Source organism: Nocardioides sp. NPDC004968 (genome assembly GCF_040608935.1).
Taxonomy (GTDB): Bacteria; Actinomycetota; Actinomycetes; order Propionibacteriales; family Nocardioidaceae; genus Nocardioides.
In genome coordinates, this window is record NZ_JBEXJF010000017.1 from 74,637 (window position 1) to 98,548 (window position 23,912).

General features: G+C 69.9%; 24 protein-coding genes and 1 tRNA gene. 11 read left to right on the top strand and 14 right to left on the bottom strand.

Translation table 11 applies throughout. From position 1 onward, the window contains the following. Positions 1-2 precede the first annotated feature (2 nt). The 3 genes from ABZU72_RS17100 to ABZU72_RS17110 all read right to left on the bottom strand — a co-directional run bounded on the left by ABZU72_RS17100 (position 3) and on the right by ABZU72_RS17110 (position 4,070). Positions 3-1,505: an MFS transporter gene (locus ABZU72_RS17100; protein WP_355020028.1), complete on the bottom strand. Its 1,503-nt coding sequence runs from the start codon at positions 1,503-1,505 to the stop codon at positions 3-5. A gap of 61 nt (positions 1,506-1,566) precedes the next feature. Beyond that, positions 1,567-2,736, bottom strand: a complete 1,170-nt coding sequence (locus ABZU72_RS17105) for a CoA transferase (RefSeq protein ID WP_355020029.1) — start codon at positions 2,734-2,736, stop codon at positions 1,567-1,569. A gap of 5 nt (positions 2,737-2,741) precedes the next feature. After that, the gene (locus tag ABZU72_RS17110) at positions 2,742-4,070 is read right to left on the bottom strand and encodes an SLC13 family permease (RefSeq protein WP_355020030.1); all 1,329 of its coding nucleotides are present in this window, start codon (positions 4,068-4,070) and stop codon (positions 2,742-2,744) included. Between the two features lie 110 nt (positions 4,071-4,180). Between ABZU72_RS17110 and ABZU72_RS17115 the strand changes: the two genes are divergently transcribed. Continuing rightward, on the top strand, positions 4,181-4,882 hold the full coding sequence (locus ABZU72_RS17115) for an FCD domain-containing protein (protein ID WP_355020031.1): 702 nt from the start codon (positions 4,181-4,183) through the stop codon (positions 4,880-4,882). Then, complete coding sequence (locus ABZU72_RS17120; protein WP_355020032.1) at positions 4,879-5,640, top strand: sulfite exporter TauE/SafE family protein; 762 nt, start codon at positions 4,879-4,881, stop codon at positions 5,638-5,640. The genes ABZU72_RS17115 and ABZU72_RS17120 overlap by 4 nt, the downstream gene beginning before the upstream one ends. Before the next feature lie 14 nt (positions 5,641-5,654). On the opposite strand, the gene ABZU72_RS17125 is transcribed toward ABZU72_RS17120, so the two are convergent. Both ABZU72_RS17125 and ABZU72_RS17130 read right to left on the bottom strand, forming a co-directional pair. Next, positions 5,655-5,930, bottom strand: coding sequence for a DUF4873 domain-containing protein (locus tag ABZU72_RS17125; RefSeq protein WP_355020033.1), 276 nt, complete (start codon positions 5,928-5,930; stop codon positions 5,655-5,657). Then, positions 5,927-6,607: a TetR/AcrR family transcriptional regulator gene (locus ABZU72_RS17130; RefSeq protein WP_355020034.1), complete on the bottom strand. Its 681-nt coding sequence runs from the start codon at positions 6,605-6,607 to the stop codon at positions 5,927-5,929. Before ABZU72_RS17130 ends, ABZU72_RS17125 begins: the two co-directional genes overlap by 4 nt. Positions 6,608-6,689: 82 nt before the next feature. Here ABZU72_RS17130 and ABZU72_RS17135 point away from each other — a divergent pair, with 82 nt between their 5' ends. Then, the gene (locus ABZU72_RS17135) at positions 6,690-7,577 is read left to right on the top strand and encodes a diiron oxygenase (RefSeq protein ID WP_355020035.1); all 888 of its coding nucleotides are present in this window, start codon (positions 6,690-6,692) and stop codon (positions 7,575-7,577) included. A 9-nt stretch (positions 7,578-7,586) separates the two neighbouring features. Here the strand turns inward: ABZU72_RS17135 and ABZU72_RS17140 are convergent, their stop codons facing one another. Together ABZU72_RS17140 and ABZU72_RS17145 are read right to left on the bottom strand one after the other, a co-directional pair. Beyond that, complete coding sequence (locus ABZU72_RS17140) at positions 7,587-8,165, bottom strand: TetR/AcrR family transcriptional regulator (protein WP_355020036.1); 579 nt, start codon at positions 8,163-8,165, stop codon at positions 7,587-7,589. A 72-nt stretch (positions 8,166-8,237) separates the two neighbouring features. Continuing rightward, the gene (locus ABZU72_RS17145; RefSeq protein WP_355020037.1) at positions 8,238-9,422 is read right to left on the bottom strand and encodes an acyl-CoA dehydrogenase family protein; all 1,185 of its coding nucleotides are present in this window, start codon (positions 9,420-9,422) and stop codon (positions 8,238-8,240) included. Positions 9,423-9,560: 138 nt separating this feature from the next. Between ABZU72_RS17145 and ABZU72_RS17150 the strand changes: the two genes are divergently transcribed. From ABZU72_RS17150 to ABZU72_RS17160, 3 genes are read left to right on the top strand one after another with little or no spacing between them, the layout of a single operon-like run. Further along, a complete protein-coding gene (locus tag ABZU72_RS17150) occupies positions 9,561-10,232 on the top strand; it encodes a YceI family protein (RefSeq protein ID WP_355020038.1) in 672 nt (223 codons plus the stop codon). Positions 10,233-10,271: 39 nt separating this feature from the next. Beyond that, entirely contained in the window at positions 10,272-10,775 is a 504-nt protein-coding gene (locus ABZU72_RS17155; protein ID WP_355020039.1) for a sigma-70 family RNA polymerase sigma factor, read from the top strand. Continuing rightward, a complete protein-coding gene (locus tag ABZU72_RS17160; RefSeq protein ID WP_355020040.1) occupies positions 10,772-11,542 on the top strand; it encodes a zf-HC2 domain-containing protein in 771 nt (256 codons plus the stop codon). The genes ABZU72_RS17155 and ABZU72_RS17160 overlap by 4 nt, the downstream gene beginning before the upstream one ends. Before the next feature lie 15 nt (positions 11,543-11,557). Here the strand turns inward: ABZU72_RS17160 and ABZU72_RS17165 are convergent, their stop codons facing one another. Next, complete coding sequence (locus ABZU72_RS17165; protein ID WP_355020041.1) at positions 11,558-13,168, bottom strand: AMP-binding protein; 1,611 nt, start codon at positions 13,166-13,168, stop codon at positions 11,558-11,560. A 52-nt stretch (positions 13,169-13,220) separates the two neighbouring features. Then, positions 13,221-14,804 carry a GMC family oxidoreductase N-terminal domain-containing protein gene (locus ABZU72_RS17170; protein ID WP_355020042.1) on the bottom strand — a complete coding sequence of 528 codons (1,584 nt, stop codon included), beginning with the start codon at positions 14,802-14,804 and terminating at the stop codon, positions 13,221-13,223. Between the two features lie 158 nt (positions 14,805-14,962). Between ABZU72_RS17170 and ABZU72_RS17175 the strand changes: the two genes are divergently transcribed. Further along, positions 14,963-15,988, top strand: a complete 1,026-nt coding sequence (locus tag ABZU72_RS17175; RefSeq protein WP_355020043.1) for a DUF4236 domain-containing protein — start codon at positions 14,963-14,965, stop codon at positions 15,986-15,988. A gap of 11 nt (positions 15,989-15,999) precedes the next feature. On the opposite strand, the gene ABZU72_RS17180 is transcribed toward ABZU72_RS17175, so the two are convergent. Beyond that, complete coding sequence (locus ABZU72_RS17180) at positions 16,000-16,962, bottom strand: tyrosine-type recombinase/integrase (RefSeq protein ID WP_355020044.1); 963 nt, start codon at positions 16,960-16,962, stop codon at positions 16,000-16,002. A 100-nt stretch (positions 16,963-17,062) separates the two neighbouring features. Here ABZU72_RS17180 and ABZU72_RS17185 point away from each other — a divergent pair, with 100 nt between their 5' ends. From ABZU72_RS17185 to ABZU72_RS17195, 3 genes are all read left to right on the top strand, one after another. Next, positions 17,063-18,154: a hypothetical protein gene (locus ABZU72_RS17185; protein ID WP_355020045.1), complete on the top strand. Its 1,092-nt coding sequence runs from the start codon at positions 17,063-17,065 to the stop codon at positions 18,152-18,154. Between the two features lie 57 nt (positions 18,155-18,211). Beyond that, positions 18,212-18,287: transfer RNA gene (locus tag ABZU72_RS17190), tRNA-Gly, on the top strand. A gap of 167 nt (positions 18,288-18,454) precedes the next feature. Beyond that, positions 18,455-19,333 (top strand): DnaJ domain-containing protein, encoded by an 879-nt coding sequence (locus tag ABZU72_RS17195; protein WP_355020046.1) that lies wholly within the window; start codon positions 18,455-18,457, stop codon positions 19,331-19,333. Here the strand turns inward: ABZU72_RS17195 and ABZU72_RS17200 are convergent. After that, positions 19,297-19,869 carry a 2'-5' RNA ligase family protein gene (locus ABZU72_RS17200; protein WP_355020047.1) on the bottom strand — a complete coding sequence of 191 codons (573 nt, stop codon included), beginning with the start codon at positions 19,867-19,869 and terminating at the stop codon, positions 19,297-19,299. The genes ABZU72_RS17195 and ABZU72_RS17200 overlap by 37 nt on opposite strands. Before the next feature lie 75 nt (positions 19,870-19,944). On the opposite strand from ABZU72_RS17200, the gene ABZU72_RS17205 reads away from it, so the two are divergent. Continuing rightward, positions 19,945-20,583, top strand: coding sequence for a class I SAM-dependent methyltransferase (locus ABZU72_RS17205; RefSeq protein WP_355020048.1), 639 nt, complete (start codon positions 19,945-19,947; stop codon positions 20,581-20,583). An 86-nt stretch (positions 20,584-20,669) separates the two neighbouring features. Here the strand turns inward: ABZU72_RS17205 and ABZU72_RS17210 are convergent, their stop codons facing one another. Genes ABZU72_RS17210 through ABZU72_RS17220 form a run of 3 tightly spaced genes read right to left on the bottom strand, consistent with a single transcriptional unit; the run spans position 20,670 to position 23,811 of the window. Further along, positions 20,670-21,776, bottom strand: coding sequence for a prenyltransferase (locus tag ABZU72_RS17210; protein WP_355020049.1), 1,107 nt, complete (start codon positions 21,774-21,776; stop codon positions 20,670-20,672). A 7-nt stretch (positions 21,777-21,783) separates the two neighbouring features. Then, entirely contained in the window at positions 21,784-22,551 is a 768-nt protein-coding gene (locus tag ABZU72_RS17215; protein ID WP_355020050.1) for a class I SAM-dependent methyltransferase, read from the bottom strand. Positions 22,552-22,554: 3 nt separating this feature from the next. Further along, positions 22,555-23,811, bottom strand: coding sequence for a glycosyltransferase family 4 protein (locus ABZU72_RS17220; RefSeq protein ID WP_355020051.1), 1,257 nt, complete (start codon positions 23,809-23,811; stop codon positions 22,555-22,557). Positions 23,812-23,912: the final 101 nt, after the last annotated feature.

The following is a 23,912-nucleotide window of genomic DNA, read 5'->3' on the forward strand; positions in this document are numbered from 1 at the left end:
AGTCAGTGGTCGTGGTCGGCGGGGTGCAGCTGGGTGCCGGTCACACCGCAGTGCGCGCAGGTCTCGATTTGCACCCGATGCTCGTCGGGCTCGGAGCCGGCGGCGAGCGGGCCGCGTACGAACACCGCGGAGAGTGCCGCGCCGAGGATCAGGAGGGCGGCGTTGATGACCATCGCCATGCCATAGCCCTCGTCGAAGGTCTGCGGGTCGGTGTAGTCGGCGCCGGCGATCCCGACCGCCGCCGGGATGACCGCGACGGCCAGCAGCCCGGCGGTCCGGGCCACCGCGTTGTTGACACCCGAGGCGATCCCGGCATGCCGGTCGTCAGCGGCATCGAGCACGGTGGCGGTCAGCGGCGAGACCAGCAGCGTCAGCCCGATGGCGAAGAGCAGGACAGGCGCCAGCACGTCACCGACGTACGACGCCTCCGGGCCGATCTGCCCCATCCAGAGGGCGCCGCCGGCCGCTAGCAGCGGCCCGAGGGTCATCGGCAGGCGCGGACCGATGCGCTGCGCCAGCGCGCCGGCACGCGACGAGAAGAGCAGCATCACCACGGTGACCGGCAGCAGCGCGGATCCCGCGGCGATGGGCGACCAGCCGCTGACGACCTGGAGCTGCAGGACGAGGAACACGAAGATGACGCCGAGCGCCGCGTACACGAGCAGGGTGACGGCGTTGGCCGCGCTGAACTGGGGATTGCGGAACAGCTCGAGCGGGACCAACGGGTGGGTGGAGCGGGCCTCGACGACGACGAAGGCGACCAGGCATGCGATGCCGGCTGCGGCGGTCAGCGCCACCGAGCCGTTGAACCCGACGTCGCCCGCCCGGGTCAGCCCGAAGGTGAGTACGCCGAGCCCGGCCGCGGCGAGCAGGGTGCCGGTCAGGTCGAGCCGGCCGGCGGCGTCCGGGTCTCGGCTCTCCGGGACGTGGCGCAGGGCGACGATGACGATGAGCACCGCGACGGGCACGTTGATGAGGAAGACCAGCCTCCAGTCGATCTCGACCAGCCAGCCGCCGACGAGCGGTCCGACCGCAGCCGCGATGCCGCTGAGACCCGACCAGGCGCCCACGGCCGCGGACCGGTCGTCGACATGGAACGACGCGGCGATGATCGCCAGGCTCCCCGGTGTCAGCAGCGCGCCGCCGACCCCCTGCAGCGCCCGCGCGGCGATCAGCAGCTCGATGTTGGGAGCGAGCCCGCACAGCAGTGACGCGACGGCGAACCACACCACGCCGATGAGGAAGACCCGGCGCCGTCCGAAGCGGTCGCCGAGGGAACCGCCGAGGAGGATCAGGGACGCGAGGCTCAGGGTGTAGGCGTTGACCGTCCACTGCAGACCGGAGAAGCTCGCGTCGAGGTCGTCGCCGATACGGCCGAGGGCGACGTTGACGACGGTCGAGTCGAGCATCGCCAGGCCAGAGCCCAGCACGGTCGTCGCCAGCACCCAGCGGCCGCGGGCGGTACCCAGCCGGAGAGGAGCCCGATCACTCGTGGATTCCTTCATGATCGGGCTCCTCCCTCGATGACAGAGACGCGGTGCGAGCAGTATCCCAGTCAGGGGGCGGTCAGGGCTGGTCCGCCACCCACGTACGCAGCCCGGGCCCGTGCTGGTCGAGGGTGGGCGGCGCGGCGTGGTCGGTGGGAGTCACCTCCGACCCGTCGGTGAAGAACCGCAGCGGCGGTCCGGGGAGGGTCAGGTGGCCGAGGGTGGAGTGGTCGACGTCGATCAGCAGACCCTGGCTGGCGGTCTGCTCCCAGGCGTAGACCTCATCCAGGGAGCGCACCTTGCCTGCCGGGACGCCGGCCTCGGCGAGCTTGGCGAGCAGGTCCTCGGCCGGCCAGGGCGCGAAGAGCGTCTCGACGAGCTCGACGACCTTCTCGCGGTTGGCCGCCCGCTCGGGGTTGGTGGCCATCCCCTCGAGGTCGGGTGAGATGTCGAAGGCGGTGCAGAACCTCCGCCACAGTCCCTCGCTCCCGACCGCGATCTGCACGGTCCCGTCGGCGCAGCGGAACAGGCCGTACGGCGAGATGCTCGGGTGATGGTTGCCCTGGGCGCGGCCGACCTCGCCTGCCACGGTCCAGCGGGTGCCCTGGAAACCGTGGACGCCGACGACGGCCGAGAGCAGCGAGGTGCGTACGACCGTGCCACGGCCGGTGCGGTCGCGCTCGTGGAGAGCGGCGAGCACACCGTAGGCGCCGTACATCCCGGCGAGCAGGTCGGCGATGGGCGTGCCGACCCGTTGGGGGTCGTCGGGACCCGATCCGGTGAGCGACATCAGCCCGGCCTCACCCTGCGCGATCTGGTCGTAGCCGGACCGGCCGCCCTCGGGGCCGTCGTGGCCGAACCCGGTGATCGAGAGCACGACGAGGCGCGGGTTGCGGGCCTGGAGCTCGTCGATGCCGAGCCCGAGCCGGTCCAGGACGCCGGTGCGGAAGTTCTCGATGAGCACGTCGGCCCGGTCGACCAGGCGCAGCAGCACGTCCTTGTCGTCGGTGTCCTTGAGGTCGAGGGTGATCGACTCCTTGTTGCGGTTGGCAGAGAGGAAGTACGTCGCCTCCCGCTGCCCCTCCTCCCCTACGAACGGCGGGCCCCAGCCCCGGGTGTCGTCGCCGTGCCCGGGTGCCTCCACCTTGATCACGCGGGCACCGAGGTCGCCCATCATCATCGCGGCGTGCGGCCCGGCCAGAGCGCGGGAGAGATCGAGGACGACGACGTCATCGAGTGGTCCACGCATGCCCGTCACCAGCCCGGGAGGACCATGGTGGCCCAGACCAGGAGGGGACCGACGAGCACCACGATGACGCTGTAGCCGAGGATCTGCTTGTAGTAGCGCTCCTCGGTGATGGTGTCGGGCCGGTTGGCCAGCATCAGCGCTCCGTTGGTGGAGAACGGGCTCACGTCGACGATGGTCGAGGAGATCGCCAGCGCGGCCACGAACATGGCGGCGGAGATCCCGCCCTCGGCGATCAGCGGCACCGAGATCGGGATGATGATCGGAAGCAGCGCCGTCGAGGAGGCGAACGCGGAGACGACCGCGCCGACGTAGCAGAGGATGAGCGCGCCGATGGCCGCGACACCCAGGCTCGCCGCCCAGCCACCCACGAACTCCGGCGATCCGGCGGTGTTGAGGATCGTGGCGTACGTCGAGACGCCGGCGACCAGGAGGACCGTCGGCCAGGCGATCTGGCGGATGGCGTCCTTGTGCTGGCTCGGGGAGAGCGCCGCGAGGATGGTCGCCGCGGTGATCGAGGCGAAGCCGATGTTCTTGTCGAAGAACAGGGCGACGGCCGCGACGATCACGAAGGCGGCGAGGGTCAGGACCTGCTCGGTGCGGATGCCGGGCTTGGTCCCGGTCGGGGCGAGGGTGCCGTAACCGCGGGCCGGGACGGTCACGCCGCCCTCGTGCAGATCACCAGGTACGCCGGCCGCGGCGCCGGCCGCCTCGTCGGGGTCTAGCCGCATGCTCATCAGCGATCGCCCGCCGAGGGCGAAGAACAGGATGGTCGCCATGATCAGGTTGACCACGAGGCTGGCCACGAAGATCGTCATCTCGCTGGCGGGGAGGCCGTTGTCGACCATGACCGAGTTGGTGATCGTGCCGTAGATGCTGATCGGCGAGAAGCCACCGCCCTGGGCACCGTGGACGACGAACATGCCCATCATCAGCGGGTTGATCTTGTAGCGGCCCGCGAACCCGAGCGCCACCGGCCCGATGATCGCGCAGGCCGCCGGGCTGGCGGCTCCCATGGCGGTCAGCAGCGCGGTCACGCCGAACATCACCCACGGGATCAGGGCGACCCTGCCGCCCACCGCGCGTACGGCACTGCTGACGATCAGGTCGACCGTGCCGTTGTTCCTCGCGATCGCGAACAGATAGGTCACGCCTATCAGCGTCAGGATCAGGTCGGCACTGACTCCGGCCAGGATCTCCTTCTCGTCGAGGTTCAGCGCGAACATCCCGACAAGCCACGCTGCGACGTACGCGAGCGCTCCCATGTTGATCGGCAGCAACGTGCCTGCCACGAACAAGGCGACCAGCGCGATGATCGCCACCCATTCCGGTCCCATCGGACTTCCCTTCTGTCTGGCCCCCGTCTGGCACCGGTGTGACTCGCATCACCATCGGCTCAGTGGCCTAGCCAATAGGACAATTGGCCGAACGTCAATACCCTGTAGCCATGAGTGAGTCCGCGCGCTTTCCCCGTCCACTGCAGCGAACCCGCCTGTATGAGCAGGTCGCGGAGCAGATCACGGCCTGGATCTCGGAGAACGACCTGAAGTCCGGAGACCGGCTGCCGCCGGAGAGACAGCTCGCCACCAGCCTCGGCGTGAGCCGAGCGACCCTCAGCCAGGCCCTGGTCGCGCTCGAGGTCATCGGCGTCGTCGCGGTACGCCACGGCGACGGGACGGTGCTGACCGACAAGCCGCGGGTCGAGCGCATCACCGATGCGATCCGGGCCCATGCGGAGCGGATCCCCGACGTCATCGAGGCGCGTGACGCGCTGGAGACGAAGCTCGCCGCACTGGCGGCACAGCGGCGTACGCAGGAGGACCTGGACCGCATCGACGCGGCGCTGAAAACGATGGACGAGGACATCACCGGCGGCGGGCGCGGTGTCCACGGCGACGAGCTGTTCCACCGGGCGGTGACCCAGGCGGCCCACTCCCCTCTGCTCGAGCAGATGATGTCCGAGATCAGCGAGCTGATCCGGGAGACCCGCATCGAGTCGCTCTCCCAGCCCGACCGCCCCAAGACGTCGCTCGCCGGGCACCAGAAGATCGCCGGCGCGATCGCTGCCGGTGACGCCCAACGTGCCGCCGCCGCGATGCACGGCCACGTCATGCTGGTCAGCGACGTCGCGCTTCTTCGCGACGCATGACCTGGGTCGACCAGCTCGTGGTGCTCGCCGCGGGCCTGGGCGCGGGCATCCTCACCTCCACCGTCGGCGTCGCCTCGCTGCTCAGCTTCCCCGTCCTGGTCGCGGTCGGCCTCCCGCCGGTCGTGGCCAACACGTCCAACACGGTCGGGATGACGCCGGCCGGTCTCAGCGGCTCCTTCGGCTACCGGCGCGAGCTGGCCGAGCATCCGGGAGTGACCGCCGCGGTGCTGATCACCGCGGGCGGCGGCAGCATCGCCGGAGCATTGCTGCTGCTGTGGCTGCCGGGATCGGTCTTCGAGGCGGTCGTGCCGTGGCTGATCCTGGGCACCTGCGTACTCGTAGGGGTGCAGCCGCGGCTGAGCCGCTTCCTGCGCCAGCACGCCGCCGATGACGAGCCGCGGGTGCGGGTCTCCGGATTCACCACGCTGTTTGCGACGCTGACCGGCGCCTACGGCGGATACTTCGGTGCCGGGTCCGGGGTGATGATGATGGCCGTGCTCGGGCTCGGGACCGATCTGGAGTTCCGTACGGTCAACGCGCTCAAGACGCTTGCGGTGATGGCATCGAACGTGGTCGCGACGGTGATCTTCGTGGCCATCGCCGACCTCGACTGGCGGGCCGTGGGCCTGCTTGCCGCGGGATCGGTCGTGGGCGGATACGTGGGCGCGCACATCGGCCGCCGGTTGCCGGCCCCGGTCCTGCGGTCACTGATCGTCGTCGTCGGGATCGGCGCCGCGACGCTCATGCTCGTGCGCTGAGGTCGTCCTCGGCGTCAGAACGGCGGCTTTCCCGTCCCGGAGACACGGAACCGTCCCCAGGGGTCGATGTCGGAGAGCCGCCCCTTGGCTTCGCCATGGTCGGTGCGGACGGTGACGCTCTGGCCGTTGCGTACGCCCTCGAGGGCCGTGCCGACCCGGCCGTACCAGTGGAAGTGGCCGTCGATCGGCTGGAAGACGCCGCGCAGCGCGACATCGACCTCCCAGGTGCCGCGCTCGGACTCGAGCCGGGCGGGACCGTCGTAGAGGTGCTGGGGCTCGTGCTCGCTCATCGGGGGCTCTTTCGCAGCGGGGTGACGATCTCGGGGCGGTCCAGGGCGCTCAGGTCGACGCCGTACTCGGCGGTGGTGCCCTCCAGCGCGTGCCAGACGAACTCGCTCAGATAGCGGGTGAACGCAGCGCGGGACATGGTGCGACGGTCGAGCCACCACTGGCCGGCGGACTCACCGATCCCGACGAGGCTGTGCGCCCACGGCTCGGCGCCGGCGGCGTCGACACCGAGGCGGCCGAAGGTGTCGCCGAGCAACCGCGCGAAGGTCGCCGCGATGAGCTGCTTGCCGTCCGCCAGTGGGTCGGTCCCGCCGGTGTGCTGGCGCACCAGGAGCAGGTAGACGTTGGGGTGCTCGGCGATGGTCTCGACGTACGCCGCGACGCCGGCCTCGACCCGCTGGCGGGTCGGTGCGGGGGCGAGCACAGCGTCGACGACCGCGTCGAGGATCTGCCGCGCCGCCCACATGCCCACGGCGCCGTGCAGCTCGGCCTTGTCGGCGAAGTAGCGATAGAGCACCGGCTTGCTGACCCCGGCCTCCGCGGCGATGTCGGCGATCGAGACCTCCGCTCCGGCCGAGTCGACGGCGCGTACGGCTGCCGCCACCAGCTCCGCCCGTCTGGTCTCGCGGTGGGCGTCCCAGCGCGAGGAGCGGCCGTCGTCCTTGACCTTCCGTGTCATGTCCTGCACTCTAGCAACTACCCGTAACTCTGGGTAACACCTAATTCCATCGCCCAGTCAGATCGCTCAGTCAGGGAGAAGAATGACCATCGCCGACCCGACCTCCGACCGGCTCCTGCGCTCCACCGCACGTCAGTCCTACGACCCGGAGGTCGACCTCGACTGGGACGCCGCGCCGGTCGAGGGACTGTGGTGGATGCAGCCCGAGCGCGTCTCCCTCTACGGCACCCCGACCTGGGATCGGCTCAGCCAGGAGCAGCAGATCGAGCTCTCGCGGCACGAGGTGGCCAGCATCATGAGCGTCGGGCTGTGGTTCGAGGTGCTGCTGATGCAGCTGCTTCTCAGGGAGGTCTACGGCGCGGACCCACGCACGGCGCGGACCCAGTACGCGCTGACCGAGATCGGCGACGAGACCCGGCATTCGGTGATGTTCGGCCGGGCGATCGCGGCGATGGGGGCACCGGCGTACGGCCCCCGGCCCGCCGTCCTGCGCATCGGGAAGTTCGCTCCGCTGCTGCACGGCCCCAGCGTCTTCTCTGCGACCCTCGTCGGTGAGGAGCCGCTCGACCGGTGGCAGCGCGAGCTGATGAAGGACGAGCGCTGCCAGCCGCTGACCCGGATGGCCTCCCGCATCCACGTCACCGAGGAGGCCCGACACGTCACCTTCGCCCGCGAGGAGCTCGCCGCGGCGATGTCGCAGAAGATGGGGCGTACGCAGCTCCGGATGCACCAGAACCTCACCGCCCGCTCCGCCTACGTGATGGCGCGCTCGCTGGTCCACCCGGACTGCTACGCGGCCGTCGGACTCGACCCGATGGCCGCCCGCCGCGAGGCGCTCGGCAACGAGCACTACCGCGCGACGCTGGCCTGGATGGGCGAGAAGATGATGCCCTACCTCACCGAGCACGGGATGGTCTCGGAGAAGGACCGCAAGCTCTGGCGGGCCTCGTTCCTGGTGCCGCGCGACTGACGCGCGGCGTCAGAGCACGGCGAGGCGGTCGACCAGCAGCTCGATCCTGCGCTCGGCATCCTCCGGCAGGAGACGCCTCGACCGGGTCAGGGTCGCCACTCCGTGCAGGGACGCCCAGAACACCTCGGTGAACAGCTCCGGCTCGACGCCGTCGCCGGCGACCTCGCCCAGCGTCTCGATCAACGCAGCGAAGGCGTCCTTCAGCTGCTCGGGGGTGTCCTCCTGTGCATAAGCGAGGCCCCCGTCGAGCTGGAACAGGGCGTCGTAGACCGCCGGGTTGCGCTCGGCGAACTCGAGATACGCGCGGGCGAGGGCGGCGACCCGGTCACGTGGGGTGCTCGCGGCCGCCGTCGCCGACCGCATCGCCGCAGCCATCTCCGAGGCGCCCTCGAGCGCGACGGCACCGATGATCTCGCGCTTGCCGCGGAAGTGGCTGTAGAGGACCGGCTGGCTGTATTCGATGCGCTCGGCGAGCCGGCGCGTGGTCACCGCGTCCCAGCCCTGCTGTTCGGCGAGCTCGCGGGCCGTCGCCACGATGAGCCGCTCGCGGTCCGCCCGCTCGCGCTGCTTGCGCTCCTGTACCGACATGGCATGATCCTAGCACCGCTAGACATCCGAGCGGCGGCACTGCTGGGCTCAGCGGCTCAGCGGCTCAGCGGGTCAGCGGAAGGCGGACTCCCCCGTCAGCGCCTGGCCGATGATGAGCTGGTGGACCTCGCTGGTGCCCTCGTACGTCAGGACCGACTCGAGGTTGTTGGCGTGGCGGAGGATCGGGTACTCGAGGGTGACGCCGGCGGCGGCGAGGATGGTGCGGCACTCACGGGCGATGGCGATGGCCTCGCGGACGTTGTTGAGCTTGCCGAGGGAGATCTGCTCGGAGCGGAGGGTGCCCTCGTCCTTCAGCCGGCCCAGGTGGAGTGCGAGGAGCATCGCCTTGCCGAGCTCGAGAGTCATGTCGGCGAGCTTGGTCTGGGTGATCTGGAAGCCGGCCAGGGGCTTGTCGTAGATCTCGCGGGAGGCGGCGTACGCGATGGCGGACTCGAGGCAGTCGCGGGCCGCGCCGACGGCGCCGAAGACGATGCCGAAGCGGGCCTCGTTCAGACACGACAATGGACCCTTCAAGCCCCTGACCTCGGGGAACGCGGCAGCCTCCGGGAGGCGTACGCCATCGAGGACGATCTCGCCGGTGACCGAGGCCCGCAGGGACAGCTTCTGCTTGATCACCGGCGCGGAGAAGCCCGGGGTGTCGGTGGGGACCACGAAGCCGCGGATGCCCTTGCCGTCGGGTGCCTCGTCGGTCTGCGCCCAGACGACCGCGACGTCTGCGACCGGGGCGTTGGTGATCCACATCTTGGTGCCGGACAGGATCCAGTCGCCCGAAGCATCTCGGCGCGCCCGGGTCCGCATGCCGGCTGGGTTGGAGCCGAAGTCGGGCTCAGTCAGGCCGAAGCAGCCGATCGCCTCGCCGGCGGCCATCCGCGGCAGCCACTCCTGCTTCTGCTCCTCACTCCCCCACTTCCAGATCGCGAACATCGCCAGCGAACCCTGCACCGAGACCAGCGAGCGGATCCCGGAGTCGGCCGCCTCGAGCTCCATGCAGGCCAGGCCGTACGCCGTGGCGCTGGTGCCCGCGCAGCCATATCCCTCCAGATGCATCCCGAGGACACCCAGCTTGCCTAGCTCGGGAGCGAGCTCACGGACCGGGACCTCGCCGGCCTCGAACCAGCCCGCGAGGTGCGGCTTGATCTCCTTCTCCGCGAAGGATCGCACCGTGTCGCGGATCGCGCGGTCCTCACCGCCGATGAGGGCCTCGGTGCCGAAGAGCTCGAGCGGGGTCTGGGGCATGGGGTCTCCTTGGGTCGAGAGAGGGCGCTGCCGATTGTGTCACCCGTCACTGGAAGTCGATTGAACCGTTCGCCGCAGCGCTCCGTAGTAGGGGGTGAAGGCCGGCATCGGGTCAGCCTCCAGGCGAGAGGAAACGGCGTGCGGACACGTACGAAAGCAGCAATCGGGATCGGTGCGGCAGTGGTCGTGGTCGGAGGCGCCGCGGTGATCTTCGGACCCGGCTGGTACGCGGACCGGGCCGAGAAAGCGGCCGCCGACGAGCCCAGCCTCAGCGCTTCGGCCGCGCCCGCGGACGGCGCCGACAGCAGCGGCACCTGGACCGTCTCGGACGGCTCGTACGCCGGCTACCGGCTCGACGAGGTGCTGCAAGGCGAGGACGTCACCGTCACCGGCCGCACCGAGGACGTGACCGGCGAGGTCACCATCGCCGATGGCGAGGTCACCGAGGCGAACATCGAGGTCAAGGTCGCGACGATCGCAACCGACTCCGACAACCGCGACGGCTACTTCCGCGAGAACGCGATCGAGTCCGACCAGTTCCCCACTGCCACCTTCGAGCTGACCGAGCCCGCCGCCCTCGAGGAGGGCGCGACCGAGGTCGCGCTGGTCGGTGACCTCACCGTGCACGGCGAGACGAAGTCGGTGACCGTGGACGCCGAGGTCTGCGGCGACGGCGCCAGCACGCTGCAGGTCGTCGGGAGCGTCCCGATCACCTTCGCGGACTTCGGTGTCGAGGCGCCGAACCTGGGCTTCGTGAGCGTCGAGGACACCGGCAGCGTCGAGTTCTCGCTCGACCTGGCCAAGGGCTGATCCGGGTCTCTGGGATCCTGGGTGCGTGTGGGAGGTGACATGGGTGCGGAGGACGAGCTGCTCGTAGCGGTGCACGACGCCCACTCGGAAGCGCTCTACCGCTACGTCGTACGCCGCACCGGTGACGCCGAGGAGGCGCGCGACGTGGTGCAGGAGACGCTGCTGCGCGCCTGGCGTCATCCGGAGGTGCTGCAGCGGCCCGACGAAGGCGTACGCGCCTGGCTGTTCACCACCGCACGCAACCTCGTCATCGACGACCTGCGCAGCGCGCGCCGGAAGCGGGAGTACGCCGCCGAGTCGCCGCCCGAGGGGACGCGAGCGGACGAGACCCAGGCGGTGCTCGACTCCTGGGTCGTCGCCGATGCGCTGCTCGCCCTCTCCCCCGAGCACCGTGCGGTGGTGGTGGGCGCCTACTACGGCAGCCGGTCGGTCGCCGAGCTCGCCCACGAGCTCGACATCCCGCCCGGCACGGTCAAGTCCCGGCTGCACTACGGTCTGCGAGCCCTGCGTCTCGCCCTGCAAGAGAAGGGGGTCACCTCATGAACGACGACCTGGACGCCTCCGCACACGAGACGTACGCCGACTGGGACGCGTCCTACGTGCTCGGGGCGCTGAGCCCGAGCGAGCGGAGGGCGTACGAGCGGCACCTGACCAGCTGCAGCATCTGCCACGACGCCGTCGCCGAGCTCGCCGGGATGCCCGGGCTGCTCAGCGCGCTCTCGCGCGAGGAGGCCGAGGAGCTGCTCGAGGAGCCTGCCGCGGTCGTGACTCCGCCGCTGGCGGAGCTGGCCGGAGCGGTACGCCGGTCGCGGCTGCGTCGCCGGGTTTTCGCGGTCGCGGCCGCCGTCGTACTCCTCGCCGGCGGCACGGCGATCGGCGGTCTGGCGATGGGTCGTGACGACACCGAGCCGCCGGTCGCGGCCCCCTCGACCTCCGCCACTGCATCGGGTTCTGCGGATGCGAACGTGCGCACCGTCGACCTGCGGCCGGTGGGCAGCGTCGACATGTGGGCCCAGCTCGTCGTCACCCCGACCTCGTGGGGCACCAAGCTCAAGTGGAGCTGCCACTACCCGCCCGAGCCCGGCAAGAGCCCGCCGGGGCCGTCGGACTATCAGGGTGAGCCGGTGACGTACGACCTGGTGCTCGTCGGCCGTGACGGCGCGCGCACCGTCGCTGGGTCGTGGACCTGGTCGGGTGGGGAGACGCTCGGGCTGGACGCCTCCTCGGCGGTGCCGATCGCCGACGTCGAGCGGGTCGAGATCACCCTCGTCGGCGAGGACACCGCGGTCGCGGCAGCCTCGCTGACCTGACGCTCTGAAGAGCCCCTAGAGTCCGAGCTCGGAGACGGTCTTCTCCCGCATCTCGACCTTGCGGACCTTGCCGGTCACGGTCATCGGGAACTCTTCGACGACCAGGACGTAGCGCGGGATCTTGTAGTGGGCGAGCTTGCCGGTGGCGTACGCCCTCAGGGTCTCGGTGGTCATCCGCTCGGCGCCTGGACGCAGGCGGACCCAGGCGCAGAGCTCCTCGCCGTAGGTCTCGTCGGGGACGCCGATGACCTGGACGTCCTCGATGTCGGGGTGGGTGTAGAGGAACTCCTCGATCTCGCGGGGGTAGATGTTCTCGCCGCCCCGGATGACCATGTCCTTGATCCGGCCGACGATGTTGCAGTAGCCGTCGGGGTTCATCACGGCGAGGTCGCCGGTGTGCATCCAGCCGTCCTCGTCGATCGCCGCCCTGGTCTTCTCCTCGTCCGCCCAGTAGCCGAGCATCACCGAGTAGCCGCGGGTCTGCAGCTCGCCGGCCTCGCCCCGGGGCAGCACCGCGCCGGAGGTCGGGTCGACGACGCGTACCTCGACGTGCGGGTGCACCCGGCCGACGGTGGCGGTGCGGTGCTCGAGGTCGTCCTCCATGCGAGTCTGGGTCGAGACCGGCGAGGTCTCGGTCATCCCGTAGGCGATCGAGACCTCGCTCATGTGCATCTCGTTGACGCACCGCTTCATCACCTCGACCGGGCACGGGCTGCCCGCCATGATCCCGGTGCGCAGCGTGCTGAGGTCGAAGGTGGAGAAGTCGGGGTGCCTCTGCATGGCGATGAACATGGTGGGTACGCCGTAGACGGCCGTGCAGCGCTCGTCCTGGACCGCCTTCAGGGTGGCCGCCGGGTCGAAGGCGGGGCCCGGGATCACCATCGTGGCTCCGTGGGTGATGCAGCCGAGGTTGCCCATCACCATCCCGAAGCAGTGGTAGAAGGGCACCGGGATCGCCAACCGGTCGTTCTCGGTGAAGCCGATCGTCTCGGTGGTGAAGTAGCCGTTGTTGAGGATGTTGCGGTGGCTCAGGGTCGCGCCCTTGGGATAGCCGGTCGTGCCCGAGGTGTACTGGATGTTGATCGGGTCCTCGGGGCTCAACTCGTAGTCGACGTGGTCGGCCAGCTTCTCGCCGGCGCCGGCTTCGAGGAGCGCGGTCCACTCCGGGTCGCCGATGAAGACGGTCTGCTCGAGGTCGGGGCAGTCGCCGCGGACGTCGGCCACCATCGAGCGATAGTCGGAGGTCTTGAACTCGGGCGCGGAGACGAGCAGCTTGATGCCTGACTGGGTCAGGGCGTACGCGAGCTCGTGGGTGCGGTAGGCCGGGTTGATGTTGATCAGGATCGCGCCGATCTTCGCGGTCGCCACCTGGGTCAGCGTCCACTCCGCGCAGTTGGGTGCCCAGATGCCGACCCGGTCGCCCTTCCCGATCCCGGCCTTGCGGAGCCCGACCGCCAGCGCGTCGACGTCACGGCTCATCTCGGCGTACGTCCACCTTCTGCCGGATGCCACTTCGACCAGGGCCTCCCGGTCGCCGAATCTGGCTACGGTGCGGTCGAAGCTCGCGCCGATCGTCTCCTCCAGCAGCGGGGTGGTGGTCTCTCCTGCAGCGTAGGAATCCGTCATGAGCCCAGTGTGACCTGAGTCACGGGTGGGTTCAAAGGGTCTGCTGAGGGTGTCAGTCGCCGGTGATGAGCTCCGCGGCGCGCTCGCCGATCAGGATCGCGGGCGCGTTGGTGTGGCCGCGCACGATCCTGGGCATGACCGAGGCGTCGGCGACGCGGAGGCCCTCGACGCCGCGTACGCGAAGCCGGGGATCGACCACGCTGGCCTCGTCCGTGCCCATCCGGCAGGTGCCGGTCGGGTGGTAGAGGGTGTGAGCGTGACGTGCCAGGAGCGCGTCGGCGACCTCCTCCGCGGACGAGTCCACCGGGACGTCGGGACGCAGGAACTTGCCGAGGAACGGCTTGAGCGCGGGCTGCGAGGCGATCTCCAGCGTCACCCGGACACCCTCGACCATCGCGGCGCGGTCCCTGCCCTCGGGGTCGGAGAGGTAGCGGGGGTCGATGATCGGCTTGGCGGCCGGGTCCTTGGACGTCAGCGTGACGCTGCCGCGGCTGGCCGGGTCGACGAGGATCGGCCCGGCGACGACCGCCTCACCCACGAACGGAATCAGGCCCTCGTCGAAGAAGCCGACCGGGGCGAAGATCATCTCGATGTCGGGCGCCTCCAGGTCGGGGCGCGAGCGGATGAAGCCGTACGCCTCGCCGACGTTGGAAGTGAGCATCCCGCGTCTGCGCAGCAGGTAGTTGAGGAGGTGACGTGCCGACTCCGCGGTCGCGAGGGAGCCCTGCTCGACCTCCCAGCCGATGCCGGCGACGAGGTGGTCGGTGAGGTTCTCCCCCACCTCCTTCGCATCACGGACGACGTCGATACCGAGGCCCTTCAGCTGGGCCGCCGGACCGATCCCGGAGAGCATCAGCAGCTGCGGCGTGTTGATCGCACCGCCGGAGAGGATCACCTCGCGCCGGGCGGTGATGGTCGTCTGCTGGCCGTCGACGACGGCCTCGACACCGGTGGCGCGGGTGCCGTCGAATGTCACCCGCGACACCAGGGCGCCGGTCACCACGTTCAGGTTGGCGCGCCTGGCGGCGGGCTTGAGGTAAGCCGACGCTGTGCTCCACCGGGCGCCTCGGCGCTGGGTGACCATGGTCTCGACGTACGCCTCGGGGTTGGGGCCGTTGGCCCGTCCGCGACGGTAGCCGGCCTGCTCGGCGGCCTGGAGGAAGGACTCGGTGTAGGGGCGGGGGCTCCGTTGCCGCTCGACGCGGACCGGGCCACCGGTGCCGTCCAGCGCGATGGCATCCTCGACGTCCTCGAGCTTCGCGTACGTCTTCTTGACGACGTCCCAGCCCCACTCGGGTCCGGCCGCCGCGCCCCACTCCTCGTAGTCGGCCTGGAGGCCCTTGACCCACATCATCGCGTTCATCGAGGACGAGCCGCCGAGCATCCGGCCGCGCGGCCAGTAGATCCGTCGGCCGCCGAGCGCCGGCTGTGGCTCGGTGGAGTAGTCCCAGTCGTGCTCGGACTGGAAGAGCTTCGAGAACGCCGCCGGGATATGGATGTTCATGCTCTTGTCGCGCGGTCCCGCCTCGAGCAGCGTGACCCGGACGCTCGGATCCTCGCTGAGACGTGCCGCGAGCACGGCCCCTGACGATCCGGCCCCCACCACCACGTAGTCGCTGGTCAGTTCCTGGCTCATACCGGATCTCCTTCGTCAACGATGACGGGCTCCCGGAAGATTACCGCCGTGGACGTGTGGTTGGGGAGGAGATGAGTCAGTACGCTGCGGGCCGGTCTTCGCCCCCCGATGGCCGCCGGGCCGGCCCGGGAGTGCCGGCGAGAGCGAAGGAACGACGCGTGGGTTTCCGCATCCGCAAGCAGATCAAGATCCTGCCCGGGATCAAGCTGACCGTGACCCCGCACGGGGTCTCCACGACGCTGGGGCCGAAGGGTTTCAGCCTCAACGTGCACTCCAAGCGCCGGGTCACCGGCACGGTCGATCTGCCGGGGAGCGGCGTCCACTACGTGAAGACGACCTCGGTCAAGCGGATCAGGGCGAAGATGCGCGGTGGGTCGGAGGCTGCTCCAGCGGTGTCTTCTCCGGCGGCGCCGGAGCCGGGGTTCTTCTCGCCCGCCTGGGAGAAGAAGCTGTTCCGGGCGCTTGCTGAGAAGCGCTATGACCGGATCGCCGGGATCGGGGAGCGCTACGACGACGCCCGGCCGTCGGCGGTGGTGCTCGACTCGATCCTGGTCGCGCACCCGGGCGGCGACATGGCGAGGGTGCGCGACGACCTCTCCTGGCTGCGGTCGGTGGGGCGGAAGGTCGAGGACGACGCGTTCATCGCGACGTACGCCGCCGGGGGCGAGGTCTCCGTGCACATCGCCGCCGGGGTCGATGTGGCGCTGCCGCTCTCCCAGGAGATCCTGGACCTGCTGCTGGTCGAGGCCCTCCAGGCGGGCGGAGACCTCGACAGGGCGATCGATGTCGCCGAGGGTCTGGAGCCCACCACCATCGCGGCGGTCTCCCTGGCCGAGCTCTACATCGACGCCGGCCGCTTCGACGACGTCATCGAGGTGACCAACGCCTTGGTCAACGAGGACGAGGCGTCGACCTTCCTCATGGTCCAGCGGGCCGCGGCGCTGCGGCAGACCGGGCTGCTCGAGGCAGCTCTGGAGGCCTTGCGCGAGGCGTTGCAACCGCGGTCGCGGCCGGCGGAGCTCCGGCTCGCTGCGTACCTGGAACGGGCGCAGGTCTACGTCGCCCAGGGGAAGAAGGGCATGGCCCGCAAGGACCTGGAGCGGGTCATCGCTGCGGATGCCAGCATCCCCGGCGTACGCGATCTCCTCGACTCGCTGACGCCGGAGCCCGCTCCGGCCGACTAGCTCTCGGGCCCTCAGTCGGCGAGGAAGGCGCCCAAGGCGTAGGCGGGGTGGCGGTCGAGGTTGTGGCGGCCGCGGTCGTAGCGGCGGGTGGTACGGGGGTCGGCGTGGCCGGCGGCGTCCTGGACGTCCTCGAGAGGTACGCCGGCCTCGCGGGCCAGGGTGACGAAGGTGTGGCGGAGGCTGTGCGGGGAGAGCTTGTCGCCGTGCTCGATGCCGGCCGAGGCGCCGAGTTTGCGGATGAGTCGAAAGGCCTCGGAGCGGTGCCAGCGGTTGCCGGTGGCGGTGATGAAGACCGGGCCGTCGGCGCGGGCGTCGAGGTAGGCGTCGAGCGCCTGTGAGGTCGCCGGGTTGAGGACGACGTCGCGCCGGGCACCGCCCTTGCGGGTGATCGTCAGGATGCGATGGCCGCGGGAGTGGCTGAGGTCGGTCACGTCGGCGCCCAGGGCCTCGGAGATGCGCAGGCCGTCGTGGAGCAGGAGGGTCACCAGCGCGGCGGCGCGGCTGGAGTGGTCCCGCGCGGCGGCGAGGAAGGCGCGCGCCTCACCCCTGTCCATGCCCAGGGTCTGGGAGTCGTTGCTGGTCTTGGGGCGCTTGATGTGCTCGGCCGGTGAGGCGCTGAGGACGTCCTCCGCGACGCCGTAGCGGTAGAAGCCGGCGATAGCGGAGAGCCGTCGCGCGATCGTCGCCGGGCTCCGCCGTGTCTCCAAGTGGCGGGCGTAGCCGTCGACCATCGCCCGGTTGGCGGCGAGCGGGTCGATCTCCAGGGCCGCGCACCAGCCGAACCAGTCGGTGAGGTCTCGTCCGTACGCAGCGCGGGTGTGCCCCGCGTACGAGAGCAGGAACCTTCTGGCGAGCGCCTCGGCACGTTTTTCGTGGGGCAGTTCCCTGAGGTCTTCGAGGAACAGCTCTCTGACGGATTCCGTCACGGCCAGGTCTGCGGAGGGGGTCTGCGGACTGTTCTCGAGAGCGCTCACGGCACACATCATAATGCCGGTTATGTTGTGTGTCTCGCGGGGATCTCATTTGACGTACATTGAGTATTCGTTACGTCTTTCGTCACGCTATGCTGACGTAATGACGGAAACGATAGTCGACGAGAAGCTCTGCCGCTTCCCCGGCTGCCCGCTGCCCGCGGCCGCGTCGGAGAACGGAAGCGGCCGGCCGCCGGAGTACTGCGACGACCCCACCCACAACCGAGCCGCGGCCTGGCGCGAACGGAAACGCCTGCAGCGACTCGTCGCGACACGGGATCCCGAGGAGACCGCGCGACCGGTGCAGGCGGCTCAGCAACGGGCAGCCGAGATCACCACCCAGCTGACCCAGCTCGCCGACAGGTTCCTCGACCAGCTCCCGAAGGCGCTGGAGGAGCTGCGTACGCTCGGCGACCTGACCGCTGCCGAGGCCCAGATCGCGACCGTGCAGAGCGAGGCACAGGAGCAGATCGCCGCCGCGAGCGCTCGCGCCGTCCGCGCCGAGCAGGCGCAGCGTACGGCCGAGGCGGAGCGCGACGAGGCAGATGCCGCTGCGGCGGAGGCGTTGGATGAGTCGGAGCGCTCTGCCGAGATCCTGCGGGAGGCGCTGTCCGCCAGGACCGCGGCCGAGGAGTCCCGTCAGGCCGCCCAGGCCGCGCGGGAGAGAGCAGAGTCCGACGCGGCAGCCGCGGCGAAGACCGCCTCCGCGACGATCGGCACGCTCGAGAAGCGTCTCGAGGAGACAGCCTCGGCGCGCGAAGCCCTGGCCGAGAAGCTCGAGAAGCTGCAGGCCGAGCACGCCTCGGCCGTGCAACGCCGTCGGAGCGAGACCGCGCGTGCCGACCACGCCGAGAAGGCGACGGCACGGCTCCAGGAGCAGCTGATCGCGGAGAAGAAGGCCGCCGAGAAAGCTGCGGCGAGTGCGGAGGCGACGATCTCCGGGCTGCGTACGCAGCGCGACGCCGCCCGCGAGCAGATCGACGCCCTGCGGGACCAGGTGGCCGACCTTCGCGGAAGCGAGGCAGCGGCGAAGGCGGATCGCGATGCCACCCGCGCCGAGCTCGATCGCGAACGTGCCCATGCGAGCGAACGCCTCGAGGACCTGCGGGCGGCACACCAGGCCCAGGTCGCGCAGCTGGTGGAGCAGATCGAGCGGCGTACGGCATCTCCCGATGTGCCGGAAGAGGGTGCGTGACACGCGGGACCCCAGTTGGAGGTGAACGGACCACATCCGCTACTGTTCTTCTCGCAAGCGGACGTAGCTCAGTTGGTAGAGCGCAACCTTGCCAAGGTTGAGGTCGCGAGTTCGAGCCTCGTCGTCCGCTCCACCATCGAGGGCCGCCCAATCGGGCGGCCCTCGATCAATTTCCCGTGGCGAAACCAGCATCTCGCCGCAACTGCTCTAGGATTTCACTGCTCTGGGATTTATGCGCCAGGTGTGGATGAGCCCGGGGGCGAGGCCGACAACCGAAGGACTGTGCGTGGGGGGCGTTGAGTGAGCGGGAAGTTCATCGACGCCTATGCCGTGCTCGAAATCGGTCCGGACGCGGACGACGCGGCCGTCCGAGCTCGCCATCGTGAGCTCGCCAAGCAGTTTCATCCCGACCGTGGGGGTCGTGCCGCCGACGGCGAGCTGATGATGCGCATCAACCGGGCGCGCGACGTGCTGCTCGACCCCGTTGCCAGGGCCACCCTCGACGAGGAGCTCGCCCGGCGCCGCCGTAAGGCCGCTGCCTCGGGGGCTCCGGGCAAGGCGTCTGCTTCTCCTTCTCCGCCGCTCAGCCGCGACCGGCGCTGGCGGGCTGAGTGGGGTGCCGCGACTCCGCGGCCCGCCCCGGCGCCCGGGGGCAGCTCACCGGCCCCGGTTCCTCCGGCCGCCCGCGTGCGCCCGTCGGCCAACCGGCTGCGGCAGGCCACGCGCCAAGCCCGCGCGGCGAACGCCGCGCTGTCCTCGCGACAGCGGACCCCGGCGCCGAAGCCTCCTCGCACCGTGACGGAGCCGCCTCCTGCACAGCCCGCCGGGCAGCAGACGATGAAGGCCCAGCCCGCCGCGCCGCAGCCCCCGAACCCTCAGCCCGCGAACCCTCAGCCGGTGGCTCCGCAGCAGCAGACCGCGGCGTCCGCGGACAAGCCGGCCAACGCCTGGTCGCTCTACGCCGTGCCGCTCGACGCCGTCTCGGTCGCGTCGCTGCTCGCCAGCGTGTTGATGTGCGGCCCGCTCGGCTTCATCCTCGGCATCATCGGCCTGGCCCGCACCGCCGACGACAAGCGTCGCGGCCGCTGGGCCGCGGTCGCCGGCATCGCCATCAGCAGCCTGACGATGCTGGTCGTCATCGGCTACGTGGTGCAGACGATGTCCGTACCGAGGCCCTGACACGGGGCTCCGCCCAGCGGCCACTCGGCGATGGTGCGGCAGGCGTGGTTCGCGTACCACTGCAGGCTGACCCGGTCCGCGTGACATCTCGCGGGGAGGAACGGCGCCAGGGACGTACGTGTCGAGTCGAGGTCCACTCCCCCGGCGATGTGGTCGACGGTCAGGTGCGGCACCGGTTCGAAGAGGCCGTCGTAGGGCGGGCACTGCGGAAACGCCGCGCTCAGTTCGGCGGTCAGCGCTGCGAACGGCTCCGCGGGATCGGGATGCAGATAGATCGTGCCGCCGGCGAAGACGCGTACGTCGTCCAGTCGGAAGTCGAACGCGGCTGCGGCGGCAGCGATCTTCCCGACCCGCTCCAGATCGTCCGAGGTGGGCGGGGCCAGAAACGGTGCGAGCAGCGTGATGTGCGCGTGCACGAACGTGGGGTCCGCGGAGACGAACGAGTCGTCATAGTGGCGCGTCCGCTCCAGGACGTACGCCTCCAGCTCGGGCACCGGGACGACGATCACCGAGTGCCCGGCGGAGGATCTGCTCATGGCGGGATTCTCGCCGTGACCCCTGGTTGATGACCACTCGACGCGGACCGCTCACCACTCGGCTAAGGTGCCCGGGTGTCTACGCCTGAGATGCCCGCGGAACTGCTGAAGCACGCTCTCGACGCTACGGGGTTCATGCCTCCCGAGGAGGGCATGGCGCTGTTCGAGTACGCCGTGGAGCGTCTGCCCCACGGGCCGGCCGTCGAGATCGGGACCTACTGCGGGAAGTCGTCGGTCTATCTCGGCGCCGCGGCGAAGCTGACCGGGGGCACGGTGTTCACCGTCGACCATCACCACGGCAGCGAGGAGAACCAGGCGGGGTGGGAGCACCACGACACGACCCTGGTCGATGAGCGCACCGGGCGGCTGGACACGCTGCCGACCTTCCGGCGCACGATCGAGCAGGCCGGCCTCGAGGACGAGGTGGTCGCGGTGATCGGCGCCTCGACGACCGTGAGCCGGTGGTGGACGACGCCGGTCTCGCTGCTGTTCATCGACGGCGGCCACGGTGTGGAGCCCGCGCAACTGGACTACCGCGGCTGGGCGCCGAAGGTGATGCCCGGTGGGCTTCTGCTGGTCCATGATGTGTTCCCAGACCCGGCCGAGGGTGGCCGGCCACCGTACGAGGAGATCTACCTCCCCGCGCTCGCCTCGAAGCAGTTCGAGGAGATCGACGCGATCGGATCCCTGCGGGTCCTGCGTCGGCTGAGCTGACCCCAAGCGCCACAGGAGTCACATCGATCAGGGTATTCCTGCACTTCTCGGGTGTTGCATTGCCAGAGAAGTGCAGGAATACCCGGTTAACCGGGTATCCCAGCCGAACTCGTCTCGCACCCACACTCCAGCGCCAGCTCCTCGAACGGAGCGGCGAGGGAGGTGCCGCGCATGATGGCGGAGCCGGGGGTGGACCCGCCGTAGCGCTCCCCCAGCGCGTCAGCGGCCAGGATGACGGCGGCGGCGGTGAAGGTGGAGTGCTCCTCGGGCCAGTAGGCGTTGGGGTTGGGGTTGGGGTAGTCGGGCGACTCGTAGACCCAGCCGGTCCAGTAGCCGCCGTCGTCGGCGCGCATGTGCTGCATCTCGGTCAGCAGCCGGAGGGCGCGGCGGTGGTCGCCGATGTTGTCGAGCGCCATCGCCAGCTCGCAGGTCTCCGCGCCGGTCACCCACGGGTTGGTGTCGACGCAGAGGGCGCCGAGGCCGGGGCGTACGAAATGGTCCCAGCGCGACTCGATGAGATCGAGGCCGTCGGCACCGACGACGGCGCCGCCGAGGACCGGGTAGTACCAGTCCATCGAGTGGTGCGACTTGTCCTCGAACGAGTCGCGGTGGTGGCGCAGCGCGTGACCGAGCCGGCCGCCGACGATCTCCCACTCAGGCTGCGGGTCGTCCATCAGGTCGGCCAGGGCGACACCGGCGCGCAGCGACTGGTAGATCGATGACGAGCCGGTGAGCAGGGCGAACGGGTCGCGCGGGGTCCAGGCGATCCCACCGAAGGGCAGCTGCAGCCCGACCACGAAGTCGAGCCCGGCGCGCACCGAGGGCCACAGCCGCTCGACGAACGCCCGGTCGCGGCGGATCAGCCAGTGGTGCCAGAGCCCGACCGCGAAGTACGCCGACATGTTGGACTCGCCGATCGACTCCACCGGTGAGCCGGCGACGATCTTCATCGGCCAGGACCCGTCGCCGTTCTGCAGCGACGGGATCCAGTCGTACGCTGCCTCGGCCTCCTCCACCAGGCCACCGACGAGCAGGCCCATGGCCGCCTCGACGTGGTTCCAGATGTCGGTGTGCTGACCAGGGACCCACGGGATCGCGCCCGACGCCTCCTGGGCGCGGGCGATCGACCCGGCCGTGGCGACGATCTGGGCAGGGGTCAGCACCCCGTCGACGTACGGGATCTCGACTCTCATCCGCGAATCAGGCAGCCGAGGTGGGGTCGGTGGCGATCGGGCCCGGCTTGCGGAAGTAGAGAACCATGCTCTTGCCGATCATCGGGTCTAGGACCTTCCCGGCGAGGCGCAGCGGCAGCGGGTTCTTCATGATCTCCCAGACCAGGATCTGGTGGTACGCCTTCACCAGGACGTGCTTGTCGTTGTCGACGCCGACGGCGGACTTCAGCCACCAGTAGGGCGCGTGCAGGCCGTGGGCGTAGGACTTGCCCTCGAAGATCATCGCCTCACCGGGGGTGCCGTCGTTGGGCCGGCCGGCCTTGGTGACCTTGTCGATGAGCTCGTGGTCGGTGTAGATGCGGATGTGGCCGCCGGCGGTGTTGTGGTAGTCCTCGGAGAGCTTCCAGTTGACGACCTCGGGCAGCCAGCGCGGCACCGAGATGGCCAGGGTGCCACCGGGACGCAGCACCCGGACGAGCTCCTTGATCGCGTCGACGTCGCGGTGGATGTGCTCGAGCACCTCGGCGGCGACGATCCGGTCGAACTCGCCGTCGGCGAAGGGCAGCGACAGGGCGTCGCCCTCCTTGACCTCCGCGTTCGCGCCCTCGGGGACCTCGTCGCGCATCGCGAAGAACCAGTCGCTGACCTTGGCCAGCTCCTCGGCGTCCTGGTCGAACGCGATCACGTCGGCGCCGCGGCGGTACATCTCGAAGGCGTGCCGGCCACCGCCGGCACCCATGTCGAGCACGCGCTCTCCCGGCTGAAGGCCAAGGCGGTCGAAGTCAACGGTGAGCACGGCTCACTTCCTCTCGTCTGTGTGGAACTCGTCGATGGACTGCTGATAGAGGGCTGTCATCCGCTCGGCGACGGCGTGCCAGGAGAAATGCTCCTCGACCCGGGCGCGCCCGGCGGCCGAGTAGCGGGCCCGGCGCTCGGGGTCGTCGAGCAGTGCCGCGATGGCCTGCTCGAGCTCCTCGGTCTCTCCCGGGGTGACCTGTTTCGCGCACAGGTCGTCGGGGCCGACGACCTCGGGGATCGCGCCGGCGCGGGAGACGACGAGCGGGGTGCCGCACGCCATCAGCTCGGCGGTGGGCAACGAGAACCCCTCGTAGAGCGAGGGCACGCAGGCGATCTCCGCGGAGCCCATCAGCTCGACGAGCTCGGCGTCGGAGATGCCGTTGACGAAACGTACGTGGTCCTTGATCGCGAGCTTCTCGATCAGCTGCTCGGTCGGACCGCCCTTCTTGGGCTTGGAGACCAGGACCAGCTCGAGATCACGTTCGGTACGCAGCTTGGCAAAGGCCTCGAGCAGGAAGGCGATGCCCTTCAGCGGGGCGTCGGCGCTGGCCATGGCCAGGATCCGGCCGGGGATGCGGGGCCCGGTCGGCGGGACGAACTCCTCCGGTACGCCGAGGTGCACGGTCTGCACCCGCTCGGAGGGGACGCCGAAGTCGGTGAGGATGTCGCGCTTGGAATTGTCCGAGGGCGTGATCACGTGCCGCAGCTGCGAGGCGACCTTCGCCTGCATCTTCACGAACGAGTACCAGCGCCAGACGCCGAACTTCTTCTTCCAGCCCTGAGCGCTGTCCAGCTCGATGCGGCGGTCGAAGGAGATCGGGTGGTGGATCGTGGTCACCAGCGGCACGCCGAGCTCGGGCTCGATGCTCAGCAGCGGCGTGGCCAGGGTCTGGTTGTCGTGGACGATGTCGAAGTCGTCCTTCCGCTCCTTCAGCACCTTCAGGACGCGCTTGGCGAAGGTCAGCGGCTCGGGGAACGCGCCGGTGCGCATCCGGGCCCACTCCTCGACGTCGACCAGGTCGCGCAGCTCGGAGAGCTTCGGGTTGCCGAACGGGTTGGGCTCCTCGTAGAGACCCAGGCTCGGCACCTTGGTGAGGGTCACGCCCTCCCCCACGAGGTCGAGCTCGGGATAGGGCTGACCGGAGAAGACCTCGACCGTGTGCCCGAGCTTGGCGAGCTCCCGACTCAGATGGCGGATATAGACGCCTTGACCGCCGACGTGCGGCTTGCTGCGATACGACAGCAGAGCGATCCGCATCCGCCACCTCCCTCAAACCTAGGCAGAGCAAAACTAGAACGTGTTCTATACTAGCAGGTAGCCAGCGCGAGTCACTCTAATGCAGGCGCTTCAACAGACGG

Excerpts from the sequence above, each read along its gene's own strand:
- ABZU72_RS17100 (WP_355020028.1), bottom strand. The coding sequence starts at position 1,505 with ATGAAGGAATCCACGAGTGATCGGGCTCCTCTCCGGCTGGGTACCGCC.
- ABZU72_RS17105 (WP_355020029.1), bottom strand. The coding sequence starts at position 2,736 with ATGCGTGGACCACTCGATGACGTCGTCGTCCTCGATCTCTCCCGCGCT.
- ABZU72_RS17110 (WP_355020030.1), bottom strand. The coding sequence starts at position 4,070 with ATGGGACCGGAATGGGTGGCGATCATCGCGCTGGTCGCCTTGTTCGTG.
- ABZU72_RS17115 (WP_355020031.1), top strand. The coding sequence starts at position 4,181 with ATGAGTGAGTCCGCGCGCTTTCCCCGTCCACTGCAGCGAACCCGCCTG.
- ABZU72_RS17120 (WP_355020032.1), top strand. The coding sequence starts at position 4,879 with ATGACCTGGGTCGACCAGCTCGTGGTGCTCGCCGCGGGCCTGGGCGCG.
- ABZU72_RS17125 (WP_355020033.1), bottom strand. The coding sequence starts at position 5,930 with ATGAGCGAGCACGAGCCCCAGCACCTCTACGACGGTCCCGCCCGGCTC.
- ABZU72_RS17130 (WP_355020034.1), bottom strand. The coding sequence starts at position 6,607 with ATGACACGGAAGGTCAAGGACGACGGCCGCTCCTCGCGCTGGGACGCC.
- ABZU72_RS17135 (WP_355020035.1), top strand. The coding sequence starts at position 6,690 with ATGACCATCGCCGACCCGACCTCCGACCGGCTCCTGCGCTCCACCGCA.
- ABZU72_RS17140 (WP_355020036.1), bottom strand. The coding sequence starts at position 8,165 with ATGTCGGTACAGGAGCGCAAGCAGCGCGAGCGGGCGGACCGCGAGCGG.
- ABZU72_RS17145 (WP_355020037.1), bottom strand. The coding sequence starts at position 9,422 with ATGCCCCAGACCCCGCTCGAGCTCTTCGGCACCGAGGCCCTCATCGGC.
- ABZU72_RS17155 (WP_355020039.1), top strand. The coding sequence starts at position 10,272 with ATGGGTGCGGAGGACGAGCTGCTCGTAGCGGTGCACGACGCCCACTCG.
- ABZU72_RS17160 (WP_355020040.1), top strand. The coding sequence starts at position 10,772 with ATGAACGACGACCTGGACGCCTCCGCACACGAGACGTACGCCGACTGG.
- ABZU72_RS17165 (WP_355020041.1), bottom strand. The coding sequence starts at position 13,168 with ATGACGGATTCCTACGCTGCAGGAGAGACCACCACCCCGCTGCTGGAG.
- ABZU72_RS17170 (WP_355020042.1), bottom strand. The coding sequence starts at position 14,804 with ATGAGCCAGGAACTGACCAGCGACTACGTGGTGGTGGGGGCCGGATCG.
- ABZU72_RS17185 (WP_355020045.1), top strand. The coding sequence starts at position 17,063 with ATGACGGAAACGATAGTCGACGAGAAGCTCTGCCGCTTCCCCGGCTGC.
- ABZU72_RS17200 (WP_355020047.1), bottom strand. The coding sequence starts at position 19,869 with ATGAGCAGATCCTCCGCCGGGCACTCGGTGATCGTCGTCCCGGTGCCC.
- ABZU72_RS17210 (WP_355020049.1), bottom strand. The coding sequence starts at position 21,776 with ATGAGAGTCGAGATCCCGTACGTCGACGGGGTGCTGACCCCTGCCCAG.
- ABZU72_RS17220 (WP_355020051.1), bottom strand. The coding sequence starts at position 23,811 with ATGCGGATCGCTCTGCTGTCGTATCGCAGCAAGCCGCACGTCGGCGGT.